The sequence below is a fragment of the Bdellovibrio sp. ZFWA1 genome, assembly GCF_056175665.1.
The window spans coordinates 1287239-1309476 of the sequence record NZ_JBJKJH010000001.1 but is presented as its reverse complement, the minus strand read 5'-3'; the positions used below and the strand labels follow the sequence as shown (position 1 = coordinate 1309476).

At 42.4% G+C, this 22238-nt stretch carries 20 protein-coding genes and 1 tRNA gene; 8 read left to right on the top strand and 13 right to left on the bottom strand.

The window, feature by feature from the left end; all coding sequences use genetic code 11:
- Window positions 1-98 precede the first annotated feature (98 nt).
- The 4 genes from AC04MN_RS06265 (at window position 99) to AC04MN_RS06250 (ending at window position 4312) form a co-directional block, all read left to right on the top strand.
- A complete protein-coding gene (locus AC04MN_RS06265) occupies window positions 99-1298 on the top strand; it encodes an ImmA/IrrE family metallo-endopeptidase (protein ID WP_475382334.1) in 1200 nt (399 codons plus the stop codon).
- Window positions 1279-1893: a hypothetical protein gene (locus tag AC04MN_RS06260; RefSeq protein ID WP_475382333.1), complete on the top strand. Its 615-nt coding sequence runs from the start codon at window positions 1279-1281 to the stop codon at window positions 1891-1893. The genes AC04MN_RS06265 and AC04MN_RS06260 overlap by 20 nt, the downstream gene beginning before the upstream one ends.
- 47 nt (window positions 1894-1940) lie before the next feature.
- A complete protein-coding gene (locus AC04MN_RS06255) occupies window positions 1941-2849 on the top strand; it encodes an FRG domain-containing protein (protein ID WP_475382332.1) in 909 nt (302 codons plus the stop codon).
- A 275-nt stretch (window positions 2850-3124) separates the two neighbouring features.
- Complete coding sequence (locus tag AC04MN_RS06250; protein WP_475381257.1) at window positions 3125-4312, top strand: ISL3 family transposase; 1188 nt, start codon at window positions 3125-3127, stop codon at window positions 4310-4312.
- An 86-nt stretch (window positions 4313-4398) separates the two neighbouring features.
- On the opposite strand, the gene AC04MN_RS06245 is transcribed toward AC04MN_RS06250, so the two are convergent.
- From AC04MN_RS06245 to rpsU, 6 genes are all read right to left on the bottom strand, one after another.
- Window positions 4399-4475, bottom strand: a tRNA-Met gene (locus tag AC04MN_RS06245).
- Between the two features lie 127 nt (window positions 4476-4602).
- Window positions 4603-5154 (bottom strand): hypothetical protein, encoded by a 552-nt coding sequence (locus AC04MN_RS06240; protein ID WP_475382331.1) that lies wholly within the window; start codon window positions 5152-5154, stop codon window positions 4603-4605.
- Between the two features lie 125 nt (window positions 5155-5279).
- Window positions 5280-7109, bottom strand: coding sequence for an RNA polymerase sigma factor RpoD (gene rpoD, locus AC04MN_RS06235; RefSeq protein WP_475382330.1), 1830 nt, complete (start codon window positions 7107-7109; stop codon window positions 5280-5282).
- Between the two features lie 49 nt (window positions 7110-7158).
- Entirely contained in the window at window positions 7159-9102 is a 1944-nt protein-coding gene (dnaG, locus tag AC04MN_RS06230; protein ID WP_475382328.1) for a DNA primase, read from the bottom strand.
- A 15-nt stretch (window positions 9103-9117) separates the two neighbouring features.
- Window positions 9118-9564: a GatB/YqeY domain-containing protein gene (locus AC04MN_RS06225; protein WP_475382327.1), complete on the bottom strand. Its 447-nt coding sequence runs from the start codon at window positions 9562-9564 to the stop codon at window positions 9118-9120.
- A gap of 91 nt (window positions 9565-9655) precedes the next feature.
- Complete coding sequence (gene rpsU / locus AC04MN_RS06220; protein ID WP_475382326.1) at window positions 9656-9856, bottom strand: 30S ribosomal protein S21; 201 nt, start codon at window positions 9854-9856, stop codon at window positions 9656-9658.
- A 164-nt stretch (window positions 9857-10020) separates the two neighbouring features.
- On the opposite strand from rpsU, the gene AC04MN_RS06215 reads away from it, so the two are divergent.
- Genes AC04MN_RS06215 through AC04MN_RS06205 form a run of 3 tightly spaced genes read left to right on the top strand, consistent with a single transcriptional unit; the run spans window position 10021 to window position 13002 of the window.
- The gene (locus AC04MN_RS06215) at window positions 10021-11031 is read left to right on the top strand and encodes a putative zinc-binding metallopeptidase (protein WP_475382325.1); all 1011 of its coding nucleotides are present in this window, start codon (window positions 10021-10023) and stop codon (window positions 11029-11031) included.
- A 15-nt stretch (window positions 11032-11046) separates the two neighbouring features.
- Window positions 11047-11973: a deaminase gene (locus tag AC04MN_RS06210; protein ID WP_475382324.1), complete on the top strand. Its 927-nt coding sequence runs from the start codon at window positions 11047-11049 to the stop codon at window positions 11971-11973.
- Window positions 11974-11982: 9 nt separating this feature from the next.
- On the top strand, window positions 11983-13002 hold the full coding sequence (locus tag AC04MN_RS06205) for a M48 family metalloprotease (protein ID WP_475382323.1): 1020 nt from the start codon (window positions 11983-11985) through the stop codon (window positions 13000-13002).
- Window positions 13003-13029: 27 nt separating this feature from the next.
- On the opposite strand, the gene AC04MN_RS06200 is transcribed toward AC04MN_RS06205, so the two are convergent.
- From AC04MN_RS06200 to AC04MN_RS06175, 6 genes are all read right to left on the bottom strand, one after another.
- Window positions 13030-13707, bottom strand: coding sequence for a response regulator transcription factor (locus AC04MN_RS06200; protein ID WP_475382322.1), 678 nt, complete (start codon window positions 13705-13707; stop codon window positions 13030-13032).
- A gap of 141 nt (window positions 13708-13848) precedes the next feature.
- Entirely contained in the window at window positions 13849-14214 is a 366-nt protein-coding gene (locus tag AC04MN_RS06195) for a hypothetical protein (protein WP_475382321.1), read from the bottom strand.
- Window positions 14215-14229: 15 nt separating this feature from the next.
- Window positions 14230-15750 carry a SpoVR family protein gene (locus AC04MN_RS06190; RefSeq protein ID WP_475382320.1) on the bottom strand — a complete coding sequence of 507 codons (1521 nt, stop codon included), beginning with the start codon at window positions 15748-15750 and terminating at the stop codon, window positions 14230-14232.
- Between the two features lies 1 nt (window position 15751).
- Window positions 15752-16846 carry a DUF444 family protein gene (locus AC04MN_RS06185; RefSeq protein ID WP_475382319.1) on the bottom strand — a complete coding sequence of 365 codons (1095 nt, stop codon included), beginning with the start codon at window positions 16844-16846 and terminating at the stop codon, window positions 15752-15754.
- Complete coding sequence (locus AC04MN_RS06180; RefSeq protein WP_475382318.1) at window positions 16846-18921, bottom strand: PrkA family serine protein kinase; 2076 nt, start codon at window positions 18919-18921, stop codon at window positions 16846-16848. The genes AC04MN_RS06185 and AC04MN_RS06180 overlap by 1 nt, the downstream gene beginning before the upstream one ends.
- Window positions 18922-19010: 89 nt before the next feature.
- Window positions 19011-19637, bottom strand: a complete 627-nt coding sequence (locus AC04MN_RS06175; protein WP_475382317.1) for a hypothetical protein — start codon at window positions 19635-19637, stop codon at window positions 19011-19013.
- 44 nt (window positions 19638-19681) lie between these two features.
- Here AC04MN_RS06175 and AC04MN_RS06170 point away from each other — a divergent pair, with 44 nt between their 5' ends.
- Complete coding sequence (locus tag AC04MN_RS06170; protein ID WP_475382316.1) at window positions 19682-20305, top strand: hypothetical protein; 624 nt, start codon at window positions 19682-19684, stop codon at window positions 20303-20305.
- Window positions 20306-20331: 26 nt separating this feature from the next.
- On the opposite strand, the gene AC04MN_RS06165 is transcribed toward AC04MN_RS06170, so the two are convergent.
- Window positions 20332-22185 carry a tetratricopeptide repeat protein gene (locus AC04MN_RS06165; protein ID WP_475382315.1) on the bottom strand — a complete coding sequence of 618 codons (1854 nt, stop codon included), beginning with the start codon at window positions 22183-22185 and terminating at the stop codon, window positions 20332-20334.
- Between the last annotated feature and the right edge of the window lie 53 nt (window positions 22186-22238).

Here is a 22238-nt window from a genome sequence, read left to right as displayed (position 1 = left end):
CATTTCTAGGTCAATATAGGCATTTATATTGCAAATGTAAAGTTTAGCTTAACTTTTATATTTACATTCCGATATAATGGATATATCCAAGGATGCTTATGAACACAGCCTTCTTAAGAGAAAAGATAAACCAACACTTCTCCACTATTGAGGAGTTTGCGACCTCCATAGGGGTTACAAGAGCATCGGTATCCACCTGGCTCAATGGTCGCGGCAATCCCGAAGACTCGCGTCTTTTAGATATTGCGAACGCACTTAATTTAAACGATCAGGAAATTGATAACCTTCTTGGTGTTCCTGAAACCAGTATTGTATTTAGAAAGGTTGGCGGCACAGCCTCCGAAGAAGAAATTAGAAAACGAAGCCAGGAGATCGCCGATACATTTTTTAAAATTGATGGCTCATCTTATGTTCTTACTGGTTCATTCCTATCAATCGCCAGCAACCAAGACACGTTGCCCATTGCTACATATATACGCAAAAATCTTTTATCCCTGTCAGAAACTGAACCCGTTAAGCTCGGGGACATCTTGATGGAGTTGAAAAAACACAATATTGGCGTATTCTTCATGCCATTTCACAAAATTGGCCTGTCATTTCCAAACTCATCAACAAAAAGAGAAGTAGCTTTCACAGCCCAAAAAGGTGAACGAGTTATTATCTTTGTCGACACTAATAGAACCATAGACGAGGTTACCTTCGATCTTTGCCATGAGCTTGCCCACGTTGTTTTAGGCCACTCAACAACAACCGATGATGAAGAAAAGCTTTGTAACAAAGTTGCGCAAGAGCTGGTATATCCAAGGGCGTTTCTTGAGCAAAAGAAAAATGCTTTGTCCGCATTCACTAATACTGGGAAATTTAATTGGTATGTTACTCGAGAAAAGTTTTTAGAATTACGCCGTGAGTTTGACTGGTGCCCAATAGGTCTTGCCCTTAGCTTGAAAGATAATGGATTTATCACAGCCAACAGTCATGAATTCCTTCGCTTAATGAAATTACAGTCAAATTTTACTGAACTAAATAGATCTGTTGGTGATATTTACTTTAAAAATTTTGATACTGAAAACTTTGACTCCCTGGTTACTTTCTTCAGTGAAGAGATTCTCAAAAATAAGGATATTTTTAAGCCTTTTATTGAACTAAAGGACGCCTCTACATGCGGTCGTCTCTCACCTAGAAAACTAGCTGAAATCCTTAGCATAGATTCAGGAGACGCAGATGAACTTGTCCGCTCATGGATTTCTGAGCAGGAAATCGATGAGAATCAGGACTACAATGAGCCCTCCCAACAATAGTCAAGTTCAGCTTGTAATTTGCGATACAAATGTTGTAGTTCTGATGGTTTTGTTTAAACCATCAGTGATGTTCTCTAACATCTATTCATTTGGAGAAATTGAAGTCGATCAATCGGTAATTGATGAAATGCAAAACTGGTTGGATCGAAATAATAGAAAAGTCCAAAAATTTACGAGGCCAATAGTTGAACAAGCTATTGCCCTTTCAACTTCACAGAGCGGACGCCTAAGAAAACTTACCGATGAAGAAATGGAGAGAAGTCATAAGCTCATTTCTGCCAGGGAAGCTTCTCTAAAACCGGAAGAAAAGGGTATGGCCACATCAAAAACGGACAAAGACCTACTTGCCCTTGCCTGGAAGAATAAGGTAAGGATTGCCACTCAGGAGCGCACCATGAGGTCTGTTGGTTTGAGAACCCTTGGAGGCGACCGCGTTCTTTCATTTGAAGAACTTGTTGTAGACCTAATTCAAGAAGGAAAAATTACGTCCCAAGATGTTGCAGATGGCTTAGTAGCCATAGATAGAATGAATGAAAAGATTGACCGCGAGCGAGGCAAACTCATCCAAGATGCTTTAGCTCAATTGCAACGATAACGGCAAAAGTAACTATGTAACACCTCTATGCGTCAGGAAGAATCCAGATGGAGATTATTGATACAAATTGGCGCGAGTTTCGCGAGAAGATTTTAGATCACATTGAAAATAAAAAAGGTTCCAGACTCTGCAGAGGGCAAGCGAATTCTGAATGGAGCTTAAAAACCTCATTTCATCGCTACAATCTGAAGAAAATCTCCTTCATAGATTACTTTGAAAAGTTGATTCCATATTTGGCCGACGCGATAGGCACTCTCGAAGGAAGAGATATCGATGTGTCAAATCCATTGGTGAACGGTGCATTTCTTGCCTACGCCCAACATCATGGGCTTCCCACTCCATTACTTGATTGGACTTATTCTCCTTATAAGGCTGCTTATTATGCATTCTCTTCTATAGAAGACACAAAGCCGACTTCCAGCAAAGTTGCGATCTATATTTTTGACCACGAGAAATGGGTAAAATACAGACAGTTCCACAATTACGATACTGAACACGATCACGTATCCTTGCTTCAGGCCAAAGCAAAGGGAAACCATCGCCAAATATATCAGCAAGGTACCTACTTTTTCACAAACGTCGAAGACATCGAAAAGCACATTTCTCTTAGCGAAGAACGCGATAATGAAATCTTTTTATCCAAATATCTATTTTCAGTAAAAGAAAAGCCAATTGTAATGGAAGAACTCGAAGCCATGGGGATCAATGCCTACTCATTATTTGGAGGTACTGACGGGATGTTCAGATTCTTTAAAGAATCTGTTTTTCGTGCTGACTCAGTTGGCGAAACTCCAGCTGAAAAGCTAAACAGTTTAATGGAGTATTGGCAAAAACAAGCTGAAGAACAGGGTAACTTGCCAAAACAAGAACAATTCCCCCAACTCCAGGCTACTATTCAGCAACAAGAACCTCAGCTTGGCCTATTTGAAATGATAAAGAAGCTTGATAAGAAATAGTTAAGTTATCAACGTCGTTAGCCACTGTAGTTATCCAACTCACCAAATACAGCGATAGCGACAAAACACCATCAAATGCCGTTATTTCGCGTGATTTTACATGATATACGGGCAGACCTAAACAACAGGATTCTATTCTCTAAGTCTCTGTTATTGTTAATTTTCGGGTCTTCACACTTCACTGTATAAAGCATTGAGTCAAAAAGAATAGGCACGGAATAGGTTTCTTCATAAGATTTGTTTACCACAACACATCTTTTTCAGGAGCCTAGACCATGCCCACGGACTTCAACTTAGCCGATCAAATGCTATCTGAGGAACTAAAATTTTTGTCTTCAAGAGGTTTTCGCAACGGATATCTTTGGGAGGTTAAAAAAATAAGAGCTTCCTGCGAAGTTTGTCCCAAATGCGCTACACCATCGAATACTTTAGCTGGAAAAGCATTCAGCGTCGTCCGCGATGCGCCAATTAGAGAAAGGCCATTATGGCTGCGTATTGAAAAGCATCGGTACTATTGCAAGAACTGCCGCAAGCCCTTTACAGAGGCAGTAAAAGGTATTTGGCCACGCCGAAGAAGTACGGGACATTTTCGCAATGCCGTAGCCAAAGACTGCAAAAACTACGTGAATCTAGAATTAGTGCGAACGCATCACTCTTGCTCCAGTGGATTTATCTATAAGGTCCATTATGAGGCTCTGGCTGCGAAACTCAAAGATCGCGACGGAATGAAGTGGCCGGAAATATTGGGCATCGACGAACACTTTTTCACTCGTAGAAATGGTTATGCAGAGTTTGCAACGGTGTTCTGTGATCTAAAGAAGCGTCGGTTGTTTGAGATGTGCAAAGGTAAAGATGCGAAATCAATTTTCGAAGCTGTTGAACACTATCCAGGCCGAGACAATGTCAAAGTGGTAGTGATAGATTTGTCGAACGGATATTTAAGCATTGTGCGAAGACTCTTCCCAAACGCTAAAATTGTAGCCGATAAATTTCATGCTCTCCGGCTTCTAAATCCTGCAATGATGAAGTTGAGAAAACAAATTAACGGCAATAAGTTGGAGCTAAAACAACGTCGCCTAATCCTGAGAAATCGCGAAGACTTAAATTATACAGAAAAAAGAGATCTCGATAAGTTCCTCCACAAGCACCCCGATCTTGAGGAGTTGTATTGGTACAAAGAACGCCTGCGGCAGTTTTATAATTGTCGGAACCGACGCCAAGGGAGAAGAAATCTTGAGTGCTTTATTAATGACTTAAAAAACTCAAGCCAGTCAGCTGCCAATACTCTCGGAAGAACCCTCAGAAAGTGGCTGGAACCTTTAATTGGATACTTTGAAAATCGTTGGACAAATGGATTTACGGAGGCTACTAACGGGAACGCAAAGGCCCTCCAGAAGCGGGCCAGAGGGTTTAAAAACTTTGTAAACTATCGACTGAAAACCTTAAATGCTTGTTTTTATTGAATTGCGCTGAGTGATAAACAGTTAAATGAGAAGAGCCTAATTTTCTTTATACGTTTTTTTGCGACTGACTATTCGACTGTTTGAAATGGTAGGGGGCGAGGGACTTGAACCCCCGATCCTCGGATTATGAGACCGATGCTTTAACCAACTAAGCTAGCCCCCCACATTGGGATCGAAACTTCAGAAGAAGTCTCGGCAGAAAAACTGTAGCAAATTCAAAATAAAAAAGCGAGAGTTTGCCTCTCGCTTTTTTATATTTTGACGCAGTTTTTATAAATTAAATCGAATATTTAGTCTTTTTCAACGATTTCAAAATTACCAAACACAACCTGAGTTTTTAATACAAGGGGCGATACGCCCTCTTTAACGGATGGACTGCGGTAAGTGAACTCGCCAAATGCACTCTTGTTATTTTCAGGCAACTGGGAAGCCCCAAAAACCGTCTGTGATTCAATCACAAGCGGAGTCCCCTTCTTAACAATCACTTGAGACTTCCCAAATACCGCCACCATCTCTAACGGCTGCGCTGGAGCCTCAGTCAAACCCGATAAATCCAAAACCGAAGAGCCAAATACAGTGACGTACTCTTTCTCCCCATCCGAAGAGCCATGAGGATACTTGAAAGTAGAGTTTGCAAAGACAGCTTCTCGATCGGTGCTGCGCTTTTCAGCCTCGAAATTGAAACTAGATGAAAAACCACCGAACAAAACTTTAATACCCCAGTAAACCAATAAAAGGCCAAAAAGGATTTTAAAGATAGGAAGGTTGATTCCAAATACCGAATTCAAAATCACCAACACACCAATAAGGATTATGACAACACCCCAAAACATATTTTTCATACCTTTCCTTTACTAACGAATAGGCCCACCTTAGTGATTGAGAGCCTTTTAACTATGGCTAAAAACATTTTCAAGTTTTTTAAAATGAAATAAAAAAAGGTCACCAGAGTGACCTTTTTTAAAGATTAAGTATCAACAAATGATTTCAATTTGTTCGATCTTGAAGGATGACGGAGCTTTCGCAACGCCTTCGCCTCGATCTGACGGATGCGCTCACGAGTCACGTTAAAGTCCTGACCCACTTCTTCCAAAGTGTGGTCCGATTCTTCACCGATACCAAAACGCATACGAAGAACTTTCTCTTCACGCGGAGTCAGCGTCGAAAGAACACGACGAGTTTGCTCTGCCAAGTTCAAGTTGATGATCGCCTCGGCTGGATTGATCACCTTCTTATCTTCAATAAAGTCTCCTAAGTGCGAATCTTCTTCTTCACCCACTGGAGTTTCCAAAGAAATTGGCTCTTTAGCAATCTTTAGAACCTTGCGAACTTTATCAACAGGCATGTCCATTTTCTCTGCGATCTCTTCAGGGATTGGCTCACGGCCAAGCTCTTGAACAAGGTAACGAGAAGTACGAACAAGCTTGTTGATCGTTTCGATCATGTGAACAGGGATACGAATTGTACGCGCCTGATCCGCAATCGCACGAGTGATCGCCTGACGAATCCACCAAGTCGCGTAAGTTGAGAACTTATAACCACGACGGTATTCGAACTTATCAACGGCTTTCATCAAACCGATGTTACCTTCTTGGATCAGATCCAAGAATTGAAGACCACGGTTTGTGTATTTTTTGGCAATAGAAACAACTAGACGCAAGTTTGCTTCCACAAGCTCTGACTTGGCAGCGTCAGCTTCGCGCTCACCCTTCCAAATCGCTGTGTAAGTGTCTTGAATCCATTTAAAATTCATTTCAGTTTCAGAATCCAAACGCTTCAAACGACGTTCAGCTTCTTCAGCCTGGATCACATAGGAACGGAACTTATTGTAGTTTAAGCCCGTATCGCGAGTCATTTTCGTCAGTTCTTTTTCGTTCGTTTCGACAAGCTTCATGCGCTCAACCATCGTCGTTACGTCTTTAGAGAACGTGCGCTCGACACCTTCTTTGATACGACGACGTAATGTACCGGTACGATTCACCAAGTTTTTGAACTTGATAACGACTCGGTTGATAGTCTTACGATTGAAGTTTACTGATTCAAAGTTTTTCATCAACTCATCGTTGAAAACCTGAAGCTTCTTCCAAGCATCATCACGACGAGGATTGCTTGTCTCTTCTTTACGAAGAATTTCGAATAATGAAGCCGCAGTCTTTTGATATTCAGTCACTTTACCGATCAACTCATGAATTTTATCGATATACTCTTTTTCATCATACTGAGTATCTTCGTCTTCAAGACCGCGGAAGATCGATTTAACTTTGATTCTTCCTTCATCAAGACGTTTACCCAACTGAATAATTTCATAAGTACCCAAAGGCGACATCAAGATCGCGCGAACGATCTTTCTTTCCCCTTCTTCAATACGACGAGCAATTTCGACTTCACCCTCACGAGTTAAAAGTGAAACGCCACCCATTTTGCGAAGATAAAGACGAACAGGGTCGTTACCGCGAACATCTTCGCTTTCCGCCACTTCGTCTTCGTCGGCATCTTCATCATCAGCATCTGGATCGGCCAAGAAAGAGCCATCGCCCTCTTCAGCACGTGATGCCTCAGATAGATCCGTAATCACTACGCCATTCACTTCAAGCGCTTGCATGAAGGAATCAAGTACGCTTGGCGCAATAATCTCAGGAGGAAGCATTTCGTTGATCTCTTCAACAGTCAACGAGCCCTTGTCTTTAGCCATCTTCAAGAATTTTTGAATCTCTTCTTTGATCAAAGATTCTTGCTCGGCCAAAGTAAGAACTTTTACTTCTTCTTTGTTAACATTATTTGGTCCACCTGATTTCATCTAAACTCCACCCCTTTTGCGGGATACTGTAGTCGGGATCGTGTACGGATTACTGATTTCCGTTGTTCTTCAAAGAGTGTCTATTTCTTTGAATCTGCATAATCTGCTCTAGCTTCTCTGGTGAAAGACCCGATGACTTCAATCCGTTAGCTAAACTGCGTGCTTGTTCTTTTAAAAAGTTATCTCGAACTTTTTTAAAGCAATCATGAAGCAGTTTATCTTCCTTCTCTTGGTCAAACTCAACTGGAGCTGAAGCTCCGGCTGCGCTCTCTTCCATAAAAAGCAACTCAGGCTGATCTACATAGTTGACGAACAGACTGGTCAATTTATCAAACTTATCGAGGTCTTGTCCATACACTTCAGCTGCTTTTTCAAGTATCTTTTTTAACCCAACATGAGAGACAGAATCGAGCATTTTCTCCTCTAAAAAAGCAGCAAAGTTGGCACGACTTTTGAGTACTAAATTCGCCATTAACAATTCAGCCTTTGGCACACTTTTTAACGAAATTTTTTCGCCCTCGTTAAGCCCCGAAGACGCACTCGATGTAGACACATCAGCGCCAGAATTAGGTGAAGCAGGATTGCGACCACCCGCCGAAGCGCCGGCCATCCCCCCACGCGAGGAAGAGTTTGAATGTTGATTGTTTGAAACTGGTCTCGCTCCAGTCTTTTGATAAGTATTTGATTTTAAAGGTAAACCCGTCGCCTCGCGCAGCCACGAATCAGAAACTTGAAGACGTGTCGCGGCTTCATTTACATAAATATCACGCAAGCGCGTATCCGGCACAGCTCCAAACAATGGCTTCAAACGATCAGCCAATTGCACTTTTTGCGATGGCTCTGCGCGATAGTTTTCTAACCAACGAGTTAGTATCATCACAAAAAGATCTGGGGCTTTCTCAAGTTCGGCTTTTAACGCTTCTGCTCCGTATTTTTTGACGTAATCGTCAGGATCTAAGCCATCAGGCAAAGTCAAACCCTTCGGATGCAGGTCTGCAGCCAATAAAATTGGAAGACTGCGCTCTGCCGCCTCCATACCCGCACTATCGCCGTCAAAAAGAGCGACCACATTGCGAGTCATACGCTTTAACATTTTTCCATGATCTGGAGTCAACGCCGTACCCATGGTCGCCACGACATTGCGAATTCCCGACTGGTAAAGACTGACCAGATCCATATAGCCTTCGACAATCAAGGCGACATCCTCGGTTCGAATGTATTTTGCTGTCTGATAAAGGCCGTATAGAATTTGCCCTTTTTTAAATACCGGCGTCTCTGGCGAGTTCAGATATTTTGGCTCACCTTGATCGATAATTCGTCCACCAAATGCCACGGGTTCCCCCATGGCGTTCAATATTGGGAACATTAGACGATCTCGGAACATATCGAAGTAGCCAGGCTTGCCTTTACGAGCGACAACCAAACGAGCTTCTTCGGCCAAACTCATTGGAACATTCTTTTGCTGAAGATGATTTTCCAAACCCTCCCAATCGGGAAGAGCATAACCAATACCAAAAGTTTCAACGACCTCGGCCGTAAGACCGCGTTTTTGAATGTATTTACGAACAGGATGTTCTGATGAAACTTTCTTTAATTGCTCGTGAAAATAAACAGCTGCAATGTTGTTTACTTTACCCAACAATCTTTTTTTCTCTTTAGCCTGATCATATTCCGCAGCCTCACGAGGATTTTCCTCTACCGGCAAAGCCATACCCGCGCGATCTGCCAGGTATTCGATAGCCTCGGGAAAGCTCATTCCATTGTAGTGCTGCAAAAAGGTAAAGATATTGCCCTGCTTTTTACATCCGAAGCAGTGATAAACCTGTTTAATTTCTGAAACCGAAAATGACGCCGTCTTTTCTTGATGATCGGGAAAAGGACAACGACCCATCAGGCCATTGCCGACGGGTCGCAATTGTGTGTGCTGAGAGATCAAGTCCACCAAGTTATTTGCTTGTTGGACTCTTTCGATAAACTCTTGAGGGAATCTCATGCACCACCCAACAAGTTAAGCAAACTTCGATTTAATAACTTCGCTAACAATTTTATTGTCGGCTGTTCCCTGAGTGCGCGCCACAACTTCTTTCATAATAGCGCCCATATCTTTGATTGAAGTCGCGCCCACTGCTGCGATAACATCAGTTACGACAGCTTCGATTTGCTCGCGGCTTAACTGAGCCGGCAAATAGGCTTCTAGAACTTTCAACTCTGCAGCTTCTTGATCAGCCAAATCTTGGCGAGCCGCCGCCTGATATTGCTCAATCGATTCTTTTCTTTGCTTCACAAGCTTTTTAATCACCGCCATCACGTCATCAGCTGTGATTGGGTTTGGTCTTGCATCAATTTCTTTATTTTTAATAGCGGCTTGAAGAAAACGAATCGTGTTTACTTTCAAGCTGTCCTTGGCAACCATCGCAACTTTTAAGTCTGCCATTAACTTTTCACGAATTTCCACAGAATCCTCCTTGAGGTTTTCAAAGAATAAATAACTAAGATAAATTAAAAAAAGCGGGACTTGCGCCCCGCTTTTGAAGTCCCATCAGGGATTAGTCGCCCCAGCTCTTACGAGTTTTCTTAGCTGCACGTTTACGTGCTGCTATAGATTTCTTCTTAAGGCGTACAGAAGGCTTTTCAAAGTGCTCACGCTTCTTCACGTCAGAAAGAATACCTGCTTTTTCGCAAGACTTTTTGAACTTTCTGAATGCTGCTTCGAAGTTTTCGCCATCTTTAATTTTAACCAATGCCACGGAAAATCACCTGCCCTTCTGTGTGGAATAGAGGGAGGATATAGCAAAAGCTTAGAATATGGGCAAGTTTCGAGGTCCTAATGCGTCGAGTTATTCATGGTCCTGCCTCGGCTCTGATTCATTTACTGATTGCCTCTGGGCCACGGGTATGAATAAGTTACCTCATGAAAATTTTTAACTACCTGTTTATATTGGTTTTTTTAACTATTTCCGCAGCCCAAGCTAAGTCTCATCTAGCAACCCCAAATTCCAAGAAGTGGGGGCACTTTCAGACTTTTCCGGCAATTATGGCCGAACCTTTAGTAAATGGTCGCCGCACTCTATCGGCGTCACAGGTTTCTTCGGTGGCGGTTTTTGACCTAAACAAGTGCAAAGCAGACTTTTCACAAAAGACCTGCCTGACAGATCCACTGGTTGACCAATGGCAACCTCGAAAGTGTTTGCCCAATAATAGTCGCTACGTCAAAGCCCTCGCAGATATCACCGATCTTTTAAACCCCGAGACTCAGAAAGCCTTTTGCGCTCTTGCCGTCATCTATATCGAGCAAGATATTGAATCGATTGCTTACGCAGGCATGACTGAAAATAGACGGCCGATCATGGGCATAAAAAAAGAAATGCTTGAATCAGAAGTTCCCGCCTCGGTTGTGTTTTCATGGAAGGAACAAAAAGCTTTCGGAATTCAAAAGCCCCTTTTTCAAGTGGATCCCTTGGCGCCCGCATTGAATATGACCTTGACTGGTCCCCATGTTGTCCTTCGTTATGTTATTACCCATGAGATGGGTCATGTGATGGACTTTGCAAATGATGCCGACGCAGATTGGTCTAAAATTTCTTGGTCTTTTGATCAACCCAAAGATCTTAATCGATTTCCACTTTGGAATCAGCTGTGCTTTTACAACTGCGGCCATAACGATCATATTCCCTTGGCGCAGATGAATGCCTTTTACGATCAACTATACAATAGCAGCTTTGTAACGACTTATTCCGCCGTTAATTCCAGTGAAGACTTCGCAGAAAGTTTTGCTTTCTATCTTTTAAGCCAAGACCCCGCGTTCAAGTTTTATATCGAGACCCCTCAGATCACCTACATGGCCCATATTAAATGGCTAGAGCTAGATAAAAAAAGAGGCTGGCTCGAGCGTTTTTTCGAAGATAATCCAAAGTACCCTTAAAAGGCAGGTTTTGCGATGACTCCTCAAGAGCAAGATAATTATTGGATGAAAAAAGTCCTAACTTTCGCGCAAAAAGCCATGGACCAGAATGAAGTTCCTATCGGAGCCCTCATCGTTGATCAAAATAACAAACTTGTTGCCTCGGCTTTCAATCAAAAAGAGTCATTGCAGAGTTGTATTGCTCATGCAGAAATCTTGGCCATCCATCGCGCCAGCAAAAAACTTAAGAATTGGCGTTTAGAAAATTGCACTCTTTACGTGAATGTTGAACCTTGCTCGATGTGCGCCAGCGCCCTTCTACAAAGTCGCATTGGCCGAATTGTTTATGGCTGCAGCGAACCAAAAATGGGGGCCATTCAATCTAAGCTTTCTTTGCTGGAATTGGAGGCCTACAGCTGGCGTCCCGACGTCAAATCTGGCGTCTTAGCTGAAGAGTCCACACAGATGATGACAAGCTTTTTTTCAAACCTTAGAAACCAAAAAGCAGATTTGATCAAAGAGCGAGAGGTCACTGCGGTATTTGTATTTCATAACGATAAACTTTTAGGATTTACTGGTGTCGATCCTACAAGCAAAGTTAGTCACTTCTTTTTGCCAGGTGGTAAAGTTGAACACGCAGAGTCACCTATTGAAACTGGCATTCGAGAAACTTTGGAAGAGACGGGTTATAAAATCCAAATCTTTGAAGACTCGTATTTTTACCGCGAATATCTTTACCCCTGGGATGGACAAACTTATCGTCGTAAGACACATTTCTTTGTTGGGATCTTAAATCAAGAATGGCATCCGCCTGTTAGACAACAAGATGCCGACTATAATCTTGGTCCATCTTGGATTTCTATAGATGAAATTCCAAAAAAACTAAATTATCATTCGGCCATTAGCATGGCGGCAAACAAGGCCATGAAGTTTTGGAAAAGAAAGCAACGATCGCACAAATAAGGGATATTTATGGATCAAAAGGACGCATTAAATAATTTAGACCAAGTATTGAAAGAATGGACAAGCACCCCAATGGGGCGCCGAAGTTTTTTAGCTTCTTTAGGTTTTTTAATGGCTGCCTGTGCAGCTCCTCAACAGCATCGCCAAAGAGAAGGTGATAACTTCGGCCAGGCAACGTCTTTATCTGTTGAAGACGAAAAGAAGATGACCCTGGAAGTATTGCCGCAAATGTCAAAAGACTACCCAAAGCTACAAAACCCAGCTTTGCAAAACTACATCGCTCAGCTAGGTAAAAAAATCACTGCTGCAAATAAGCTAGAAGGAAATCCCTATAACTACAGCTTCACCGTTGTTGATGTCGATTACGTGAACGCTTTTGCACTACCTGCTGGAACCGTTTTTGTAACCGCACCCTTGATCGCCATGGCCGATACCGAAGCAGAACTTGCAGGCGTCATTGGGCATGAAATCGGACACATTAAGGCACGACATACAGCCGAGCGAATGGAAGTTGCTAAGCGCGAAGAAAAGAAGTCTTGGATGTATGCAGCTGGTGGGGGCCTCTTAGGTGGAGCCATTGGATATGGATTGGGAAAGATGCTATGTAAACCCAATGACAACGAATGCATGGCCAAAGCAACAGCCTATGGCGCCGCTGCAGGAGCTGGTGGCGGATTGTTAATTCAAAAATATGCGTTCATGGCTAACTCCCGGGAAGACGAAATGGAAGCTGACCGTATTGGATTTCGTACGGCGCTTAATGCGGGCTACAATAAAGACCAAGTGGGTCTGTTTTACGAAAAGCTTTTATTGATGGAAGAAAAAGCAAAAGCGAATCAAGACCGAATCATGTCATCATTGGCTGATGCTATGAGCACCCACCCGCCTTCAAAAGAGCGTGTTCAACAGATGAAGCAAATGGCTTCGGAAACAGCGAACTCTAATAAAGCCATTACATCGAGTAAAGAATTCGACAAGATCAAAGCGACCTGCATAGAGCTGGGAAAGCGAAAAAAACAAAGCACATAAAAAAAGGGAGCCAGCAGCTCCCTTTTTTTATTCTGTAATTTCCAATCTGTATCCTAAACTAGGAACGGCCGTAATCCGTCCCTCGAAATTACTGATCTTACGCTTCAGATAGTTGATCTGAGAATCGACGTTACGAGCTGTCACTTCTGTATCGCCCCAAATATCACTCAGACACTTATCGCGAGTTACAAGATGATTCTTATTCTGAACCAATAGCTTCAAAATATCGAATTGCTTAGGAGTCAAGCTGACCTCTTGTCCGTCGACGAATGCCTGACGCGACAAAAGATTCATTAAAAGATTACCGGCACGGATTTCGGCAGTTTGCTCTTGTTCTTTACCCGATAGACGAGCCTTGATTCTAAGAACAAGTTCTTTGACGTGAAAAGGCTTAGAAATAAAGTCATCAGCACCCGTCTCAAACGCCTTAATACGCTCGTCGATCGTTGCCGCACCCGAAACAAATATAATTGGTGTTGTCTTTGTTGAGTCATCAGAACGAATTTGTTGGCAAACATCGACACCCAAAAGGCCCGGCATTTTGTAATCTAACAAAATAAGATCAGGTTTTTTTTCTTTGGCGATGCCATAAGCTGTGGTGCTGTCTGAAGTGTATGTGCAATCATACTGAGAGCTCAAAATTTCAGCTAATAATTTGCAGCTTTCTTCGTAATCATCCACAATCAAAATTTTCTTTGCAGCCACAATGTCCCCTTTTATTTCGAAGATGTTTCGTCCCTAAGACCCCTCGAAAATCTATAACAATTGTTCCCAGAATATTTGATACTGACAAGTCCTGTCCTGCTTTTGCACTCAACTCTTAATAAACAAATTTTTTTAACAGAACTACATGCCCTTAAATTTTATTTTCTGAGACTCAAAGTACTTCTTAATTTGTTCTCGTTTATCACCCTGAACTTCAACTTTACCAGACTTAGGTCCTAACTCGAAGCTTCCACCAGAGCCGCATCTGGCCTTCAAATCTTTTGAAAGCTTTTGAAGAAAATTCGTATTGCGAGGCAATTGGTCAATAACAGTGACCGTCTTGCCGCCCCGGCCCGCCTTTTCGATTCGAAAAACCGCGCATACTTTTTCAAGAACAACTTCTTCCTCTTCAATACAAATGCACTCGGCCTTAAACTGATTGCACTTCGAACATCGAACCTGATCTTTCGGATCGGTGCTATACACCAACCTAGAATTATTACTCATGACACTCTCTTGATACTATTCCTGCGAACCTGCTGCACTTGCAGTAGCGTTCGCTGCAGAATCTGAAATCCTATGAAGAGTGTACTCTTTTCCATCAAATCTGCAAAGCTGCGCCTCATTATCCATGATCGTAGCCAGATTGACCGGACGCCCCCAGATTTTAAAAAGATTTCTTAATGTCGCCGAAAGATAATCCGGCTGCATATCTATCCCCTCGTGGGTATGAGTTAATAAAAGCTCTCCTCTGTTTTCAAAATTCGCATCTTCGATCTTGATGATCGGCTGGCCAAAGTTTGTCATATGGAATAACAACTGAGACTTAATCGCTTTAAAATCACGAGTGTCCACCTCAAAGCGCTGAGTTTTTTTGTTAAACTTATACACAAACAGTTTATTCTGGACGCAAAAATCTTCGGTCAAAAATTCATCGATAAATGTCACATCATTATAAATCTTGCGCACCTCGAAAATTTTCTCTCTCCCCAAGCCTAGATTGCGGTCCCAGTTCTTCTTTTCACGAACATCATCACACTGCTCCCACTCGCGCCCAAATTTACCTTTGTTCCAACGTTCCTCGATGTCCCTCATTAGTTCTATGCCAACTTTATACGGATTATAGCCATTCGGCGCCATCGCCATTGTACCTGCGTGGTGATCGGCAAAATCAATAATCTCGGAATCTGTAAGAATTTTTTTAGTCATCAAATGTGAGTGCCAATAAGAGGCCCAGCCCTCGTTCATCGTTTTGGTCATGCCTTGTGGGGCAAAATAATAAGCCTCATCCCGAATAATTGATAAAACATCCTGCTGCCAGTCCTCCAAGGGCGCATTGTGAATCAAAAAATTTAGAATATCCCTCTGGGACTCTGCCGGAAATTTTTGCCTTTTAGCTGTCATTTCTGCAAACTTCTTTTTTTGTTCCGCTACAACATCCGGAGGATTAATGTAGTTGCGCATATAGTCTCTTTCGACATGCAACAAAAAGTTGGGTTCGTTAGAAACTGGCGCTGATTTTTGCACCGATTTTTCCACATAAGGACTGTAGCGATCGATTAGATTCTCTAAAGACAAACAAATATCAATGAAATCTTCCACAGTATCCTGGCCATATCGATCGACATAACGGCGAATTCTTGTCGCATGATTCGCCATTTGATCCATCATCTTACGGTTGGTTTTGCCAAACCAAATATTATTCTTAAAAAAATCGCAGTGACCGTAAACGTGCGCCATTACCAGCTTTTGATCCATCATTGCATTGCCTTCCATTAAATAGGCATAACAAGGATCTGTATTGATAACCATTTCGTAAATTTTTGAAAGACCGTATTCGTAGGATTTTGATAAGTGCTCATACTCCATACCAAACTTCCAATGTGGATATCGCACTGGAAATCCACCATACGCTGCAAACTGATTTATTTGATCGTAAGTGATCAACTCAAAGATAGTTTCGAAAAAATCTAAACCCGCCTCTTTGGCGTAGGCGCAAATCTTTTTTCTTTCTGCTTCAAGTTCGGGAGTCAGATTTGCCATGCTATTTCCCTTTCCCTAGAAAGTCCTTGATTGAATCCAATATCTTATCTTTGTTTTCAATCTGACTTAAAGTCAGTCGATCATCTTTACCAAATTCTTTATCTAAATCTTTCAAGAACTGACCACTGCCATATTTACTTTCAACCTGCCCATAGCTGAAGACATTCACATTAGGCAGAAAGAATTCTTTGATGATATTTAAACAAACCTTCGTGTCTTCGTTGCTCCAGTTGTCACCATCGCTAAAGTGGAATGGATAAATATTCCATGTCTCTGGTGGATAGTCTTTTTGGATGATCTCTTGACACAATTTATATGCGGAACTGATTAGTGTCCCACCAGATTCGCTAGTCCTAAAAAATGTATCTTCGTCGACCTCTTTTGCGGCGGCATCGTGAATAATGAATCTGGTTTCAAGTCCTTTATAATGCTTTTTTAGCCAAGTATTGATCCAAAAAGATTCTAGGCGAACGATTTCTTTTTGTTCTTCGCCCATGGAACCCGAAACGTCCATCATATAGATAACGACGGCTTGGGTTTCAGGCTTTTCAACTTTCTTGAAAGACTTGTATCGCATATCCGAACGAATCGGCACAATCACCGGCTTTTCCGGATCGTACACACCCGAAGAGACATAACGCTTTAAAGCTTTTTTATAGGACGACTTAAAGTGCCGCAGCCCCTCTGGCCCCACCGGAGCCAGACCGGTATACTTTGATTTTAAACTTTCGATATTCTTTGAACCCTTAGGTTCGATTTTTGGTAGCTCTAGCTTTTCAGCTAAAATATCCGCCAGTTCATCAATCGAAAGCTCAACTTCTAATTTGTGCTCGCCAGGAGCTTCGCCGGCTTGCCCTCCACCCTCTCCGGGTTCAGGCACACCTTCTCCGGGTTGACCGGAACCTTGGCCAACACCGCCCTGGGATTTCGGCCCATACCGAAAGGTTGGAATATCAATTGATGGAAGTGGAATCTTAACAAATTCATCTTCGCGCTTCCCAATCATTTCCCCTTGGGTGACGTACTTTTTAAAGTCCTCTTTCACCCGGCCCTTAACTATATCTTTAAATCGTCTCTGGTCTTCTTTAATGCCCATTATTTATTCTTTACATCCCCGCGGGCGAAGATACTGGCAACATAATGTAAAACATCCGTTGCAGAAATCTCGTCATACCCGAAGTCCTTGATGAGACGGGTTTTAACAATATCAATTTTCTCTTGAGTGTCCTTATCTGCGACATTCGAGACCAGCGTCGTTAGCTTGATACTGTCTTTTTGATCTTCAAATAGTTTCAACTCGAGTGCTTTATGCAAGCGCTCATTCATCTTGTAGTTGAACTTTTTGCCTTCGATCGCCAATGCACCGATATAGTTCATCACCTCGCGACGGAAATCCTCTTTCCGGGAATCAGGAATTTCGATTTTCTCTTCTATAGAACGCATCAATCTTTCATCTGGCTCTTCGTCATTTCCGGTGAATGGATTGCGCACGCGCTCTTTCTGGGTGTACGCCTTCACGTTATCAATATAATTTGCACAGAGACGGGCCATTGCACTTTCATCCGCGCTGATCGCCCTCTGAACTTCGCCTTTAATGATCTCTTCATACTCTTGAAGAACCACTGTTAGCAGCTCTCGGTATTCTTGCTTTAAATCTTCATTTGCAATTAAAGAGTGGTGCTTTAATCCACTTTCCAATTCTTTAAAGATCATAAAAGGATTTACAGAGCCTTTATTGGACTGTTGTGCGGCCACCAAGGCATTTGAAAGCTTATCCTGAATATAACGAGGCGAAATACCTTCGAGTCCTTCGCGAATGGTCTCTTTTCGAAGTTCGCGAACGTTATCCTCGGTATAATTCGGTAAAGTTTTTCCGTTATAGAGCTTCAACTTTTGAAGACGAGTCAAATTTGCTTTCTTAGGTTTTTCCAAACGAGTTAGAATCGCCCACATCGCTGCCATTTCAACAGTGTGAGGGGCAATACTTATGCCGCGCACTCTTTGGGGATTATAGTCCTTCTTGTAAATATTGATCTCGTCGCGCAGGCGAGTGATGTAAGGAATATCAATTTTCACCGTTCGGTCGCGCAAGGCTTCCATGAACTCGTTGTCTTGTAAGCGACGATATTCAGGCTCGTTCGTATGACCAATAATGACTTCGTCAATATGAGTCTGAGCAAACTTTTTAGGCTTCACTCGGTGTTCCTGTGAGGCACCAAGAAGATCGTACAGGAAAGCTACGTCAAGCTTCAGGACCTCGACAAATTCAATCATGCCCCGATTGGCCACGTTAAATTCACCATCGAAGTTAAATGCTCGGGGATCTGAATCCGATCCATACTCGGCAATTTTACGATAGTTAATATCACCCGTTAATTCGGTTGAGTCTTGGTTTTTTTCATCTTTAGGTTGGAAAGTTCCAATACCTACTCGATCAGCCTCGCTTAAGAAAAGCCGACGAACTCGAACATGTGAAAGTACCTTACGAAGATCCCCACCATATCGTTCCATCAACTGACGGAAGATAAATCTTGAAGGAGGCGATAGCTCTCCGTCGATGGAAATTCGATAACTACCTTCTTGTCCCTTATTCAGTGCCTCGATCACAGGTCCACGAACCTCGTCAGGCAACAGCAATAAGGGCTCTTCATTCATTGGAGTGGAATAAACTTTAACGTCTTTACCAAGGAGGCCATCCAACTCGCCTTTTTCATCGATCCAATCAAAAGTATAGACGGCTCCTTGATCTTCGCGAGAGTAGCGCTCTAAGCCTTTTTTAAGCATTCTGCAAATCGTAGACTTTGCAGATCCAACAGGACCGTGAAGAAGAATGACTCGCTTTTCCGTTCCGTAGCCCAATGAGGCGGCCTTCAGTACGTTCACCAACTTCATCAAAGGAACATCCAACCCGAAGACGGCATCCTTGCCGTTATTTCTTGAGTCATCAAAAAATTTGTAGCGAATAACTTCCTTTTTGAAGTCGATGTAGTGCTCGGTACCATCTTCGATGATCATATCGTACATCCGCTGAAACGCGTTTCGCGTTACTTTGGGATTCGTCTTTACGAGATCTAGATAATCATCGAAGGTGCCGTGCCAGTGCGCCAAGGTTTTCGCTCCGGCATTTTGATGTTGGCGGATGATTGAAGAAAGGTCGAACTTTGAGGTCATAGATCTCTCCTTGATAAGAAGGGGGTTCCATGAGGTGGTTCCCCTCACTTATTAGATTATGCCTCATTCCAAAACGGTTAAAAATTAAATTAATTCAGCTGTACGTTTTTGAACCCATCAGGGCTAGTAAGCTCGAAGACCGTCGGCTTCAAATCCACTGCCGACTCTGGGGATTCTAAAAGCCAGCGCATTTCAAATTGCGAAGATGTAATAACAACCAGTTTACGCCCCTCTTTACGCTCGCTCCATGCGATATTAAGGCCTAAATCGTGGTGATCACAACGACTTATCAAACCATCGCCTCCTTGCTGACATATCCATCCTGAGCCACCTAAGTGCTCGTCAAAGGCTACGTGAAGGATTTGAAGTGGTTCTAATGGGATCTGAACTAGCTTATAAAGCGCCTCTGTTGACGATGTTCCTTCATAAAATATTTTTTGGGGAACTATAAGAGCCTTGAATGTGTTTCTATCAGCGACGATGGATCCAACTTGATACCCCAGCATGGCCGTGATTTCCATCCTCAGCCGTTCACGACGAATTCCAATCAGGGTGATGTTCAAGTTTTGTTGTTTCTTATCTCGTTTATTGATCAAAACCGCTTTGGAGTCCCATTTGATGGCCTGCTCGGTTTTTATGTCGGCAACTTTATGTGCGCACGAAATGCACGAAACGAGAATTGCAACAATGACAAGTTGGCTAAAAAATGTTTTCATGCCACAAGCATAATTAAGGAAAAAGAGTTACGCAAGGAAACCCCATGGCAATCGGATTACGAATTAAATCTATTTTTCAAAAGTCGCTTCTTAAATTCAAGAATACTCCCCGTGAAAGCATTTCGGTGGCTCTTTATTTAATTTGGGGGCTTTGGGCTTCTTTAGCCATCCCGCATTTTGGGGGAATTTTGGCTAGCTTAGTATTTGTTTCGGCTTACCACTTTATTCTGACTAGCTCTAATGTCGATCGAGGCCTTATAGGCTTTGCTAAATTTTTAGCCCGGTTTGATTCATGGAAAAGCGCTCCGCTCGTGATATTTATTTTTCCATCCATCATTCTGATCGGAACAGCGCAAGCACTGGCCTTCACGCCAACCAACTCCCCATCACTGGTTTTTTTAGGATCTTTCTTTTTAGGTTGGCTGACTTTGATCTACCTTTCAATCGTACTGCAAGCTGTTCACTTTTATTTAAATGAAAAGCTTCACATCCTTGTAGCAGCAGACAAGGCTTTACGATTAGGCTTTAAAGATTTTAAAAATCTTTTTATCTTCAATTTTTATGCAGCCGTCATGTTTGTTATTGGCATACTCCCGATGGGCCTTGGACTTATAGCCGCTTTACCAATTTATTTTTGGTGCCTACAAGAATATCAGAAATCAAAATAAAAAAAGCGCCGAAAGGCGCTTGTTTTTTATTTTCCAGTAATCGATGCTGGCACACGTTCTTCTTTTTGTATCTGCTGCTTTTCAATTGCAGAGATCTTACTTCTTAACTCTTCGATTTTTCCTTTGTCAGTTTCTAAAGACTCGGCATGGCGGTACATCGACTTTGCCTTTTCAACTAAGGATTGCTTCATATAAGCATCCCCTAAATGTTCAGCAATCACACTCACACCACTTTGGAACGAAAAAGCGGCCTCTAAAGTTTTTACTGCCTCTGTAAAGCGACCTTGTTTGTATAAGATCCAGCCTAACGTATCCAATACATATCCATCTTTTGGATCAATCTGATGAGCTTTTCGAGCTAATCCTTCGGCCTCTTTCAAGTGCATACCCATCTCGGCCCAAGTAAATGCCAAGTAATTTAAGCCTTGAACATGTTCGGGATCGATTTCGATCACTTTTTTCATTTCACGAATAACGACATCTTTTTTGCCAATCTTGTCATGCATAGTTCCGTAGTAGAATCGTAATTGAGCATGATCAGGGAAAAGCTGTAGTCCTTCATCAAGTACTTTGATGGCATCATCAAACTTACCGACATCATCTAACAACGAACCATACATCGCATACAATTGAGGGTTGTCTCTTTTAGACTTGATTGCAGTAGAAACCAATTCAATGGCTTCTTTCGTCTTTTGTGAGTTCTTCAATAAATAGGCGGCATGAACAACAGACTCGCTGTAGAACTGAGATGTTGGGATAACTTTTTTGAAGTTGTGAATTGCTAAATCAAAACGACCACTTTCCTCATAGACTGCAGCAAGGTAGAATCTTACTTTGTCAGAGTCTGGAACCTCGGAAAGAATACTTTCAAGTTTTGCAATGGCCTGAGGAAACTTTTTCTGTTCAATCAGAATCAGGGCCATCTTCATTTTCACATTTAGACCGCCATCACCTGAATCGTCCAAAATGCTGAGTTGCTCGTAAGCATTGTCATAGTCTTCAGATTCAACATAAATCTGCGCTAAAACTTCTGCGACTCTAGGATGAGGACCATTTTCTTTTTGATATTTTTTATAAGAGGATAACGCTTTCGAAGGCTCATCCGCAGCCGTGTACATACCCCCCAAGGCTAAGATCGAATCCACGAACTCAGGCTTCAACGAGATTGCCTTTTGAAATGCAACCTCTGCTTGTTTTGAAAATTTACCTTTCGCCTGGTCTTGGCGTACTCGGCCAATATAGTACCAAGCTAAATGAGGCGTCGTATAAGAAGAATTTTTCGCCAAAGTCTCGAAGTACTTCACAGCCTTGTCGAACTGACCTTGCTCGCTATAGATAGCCCCGATATATAACGGAGCTTCTAAATTTTCAGGATCTTGCTTTAAAACGGCTGCGTACTGTTCATAAGCTTTTGAGTAAGACTTCATTGAAGAGTATAAACCACCCAGAAGTAGGCGGGCGTCTACATAATCCGGCTTCTTTTTCAAAGACTCTTCAGCTTGTAAGATTGCTTCAGAAATTGCGCCCAACTTCATATACTCGGTTGCAAGCTTCAAATGAATTGTTGGAGCATTTTGGTCGTAAACCAAAGCTAACTTGTAGTGCTCGATTGCTTTTTGTGACTGACCCTCAAGACTGTGAGCCTCTCCGACAGAAAAATTATAATCTGCCTGAGTGCGCATGAAGAAGGGATCCAAGGTTGTCGTTCCATCAGAAGATGGCGACGGAGGATTGAACGATGCAGGTGCTCGATTTTTATCATCAAATGCTGCGTCGTAATAGGGAGCTTCGTCAGATGCTTGATGAACTGACAAAGTTGAACAGCTTGCGGTTACTGCTACAATGGGTAGGATCACTATGCGCCTTGTGAACGATCTCATTGGATCTCCTTAGTCACTAGGCTGATCGGCATTTCATAATGAGCACTTGAAGA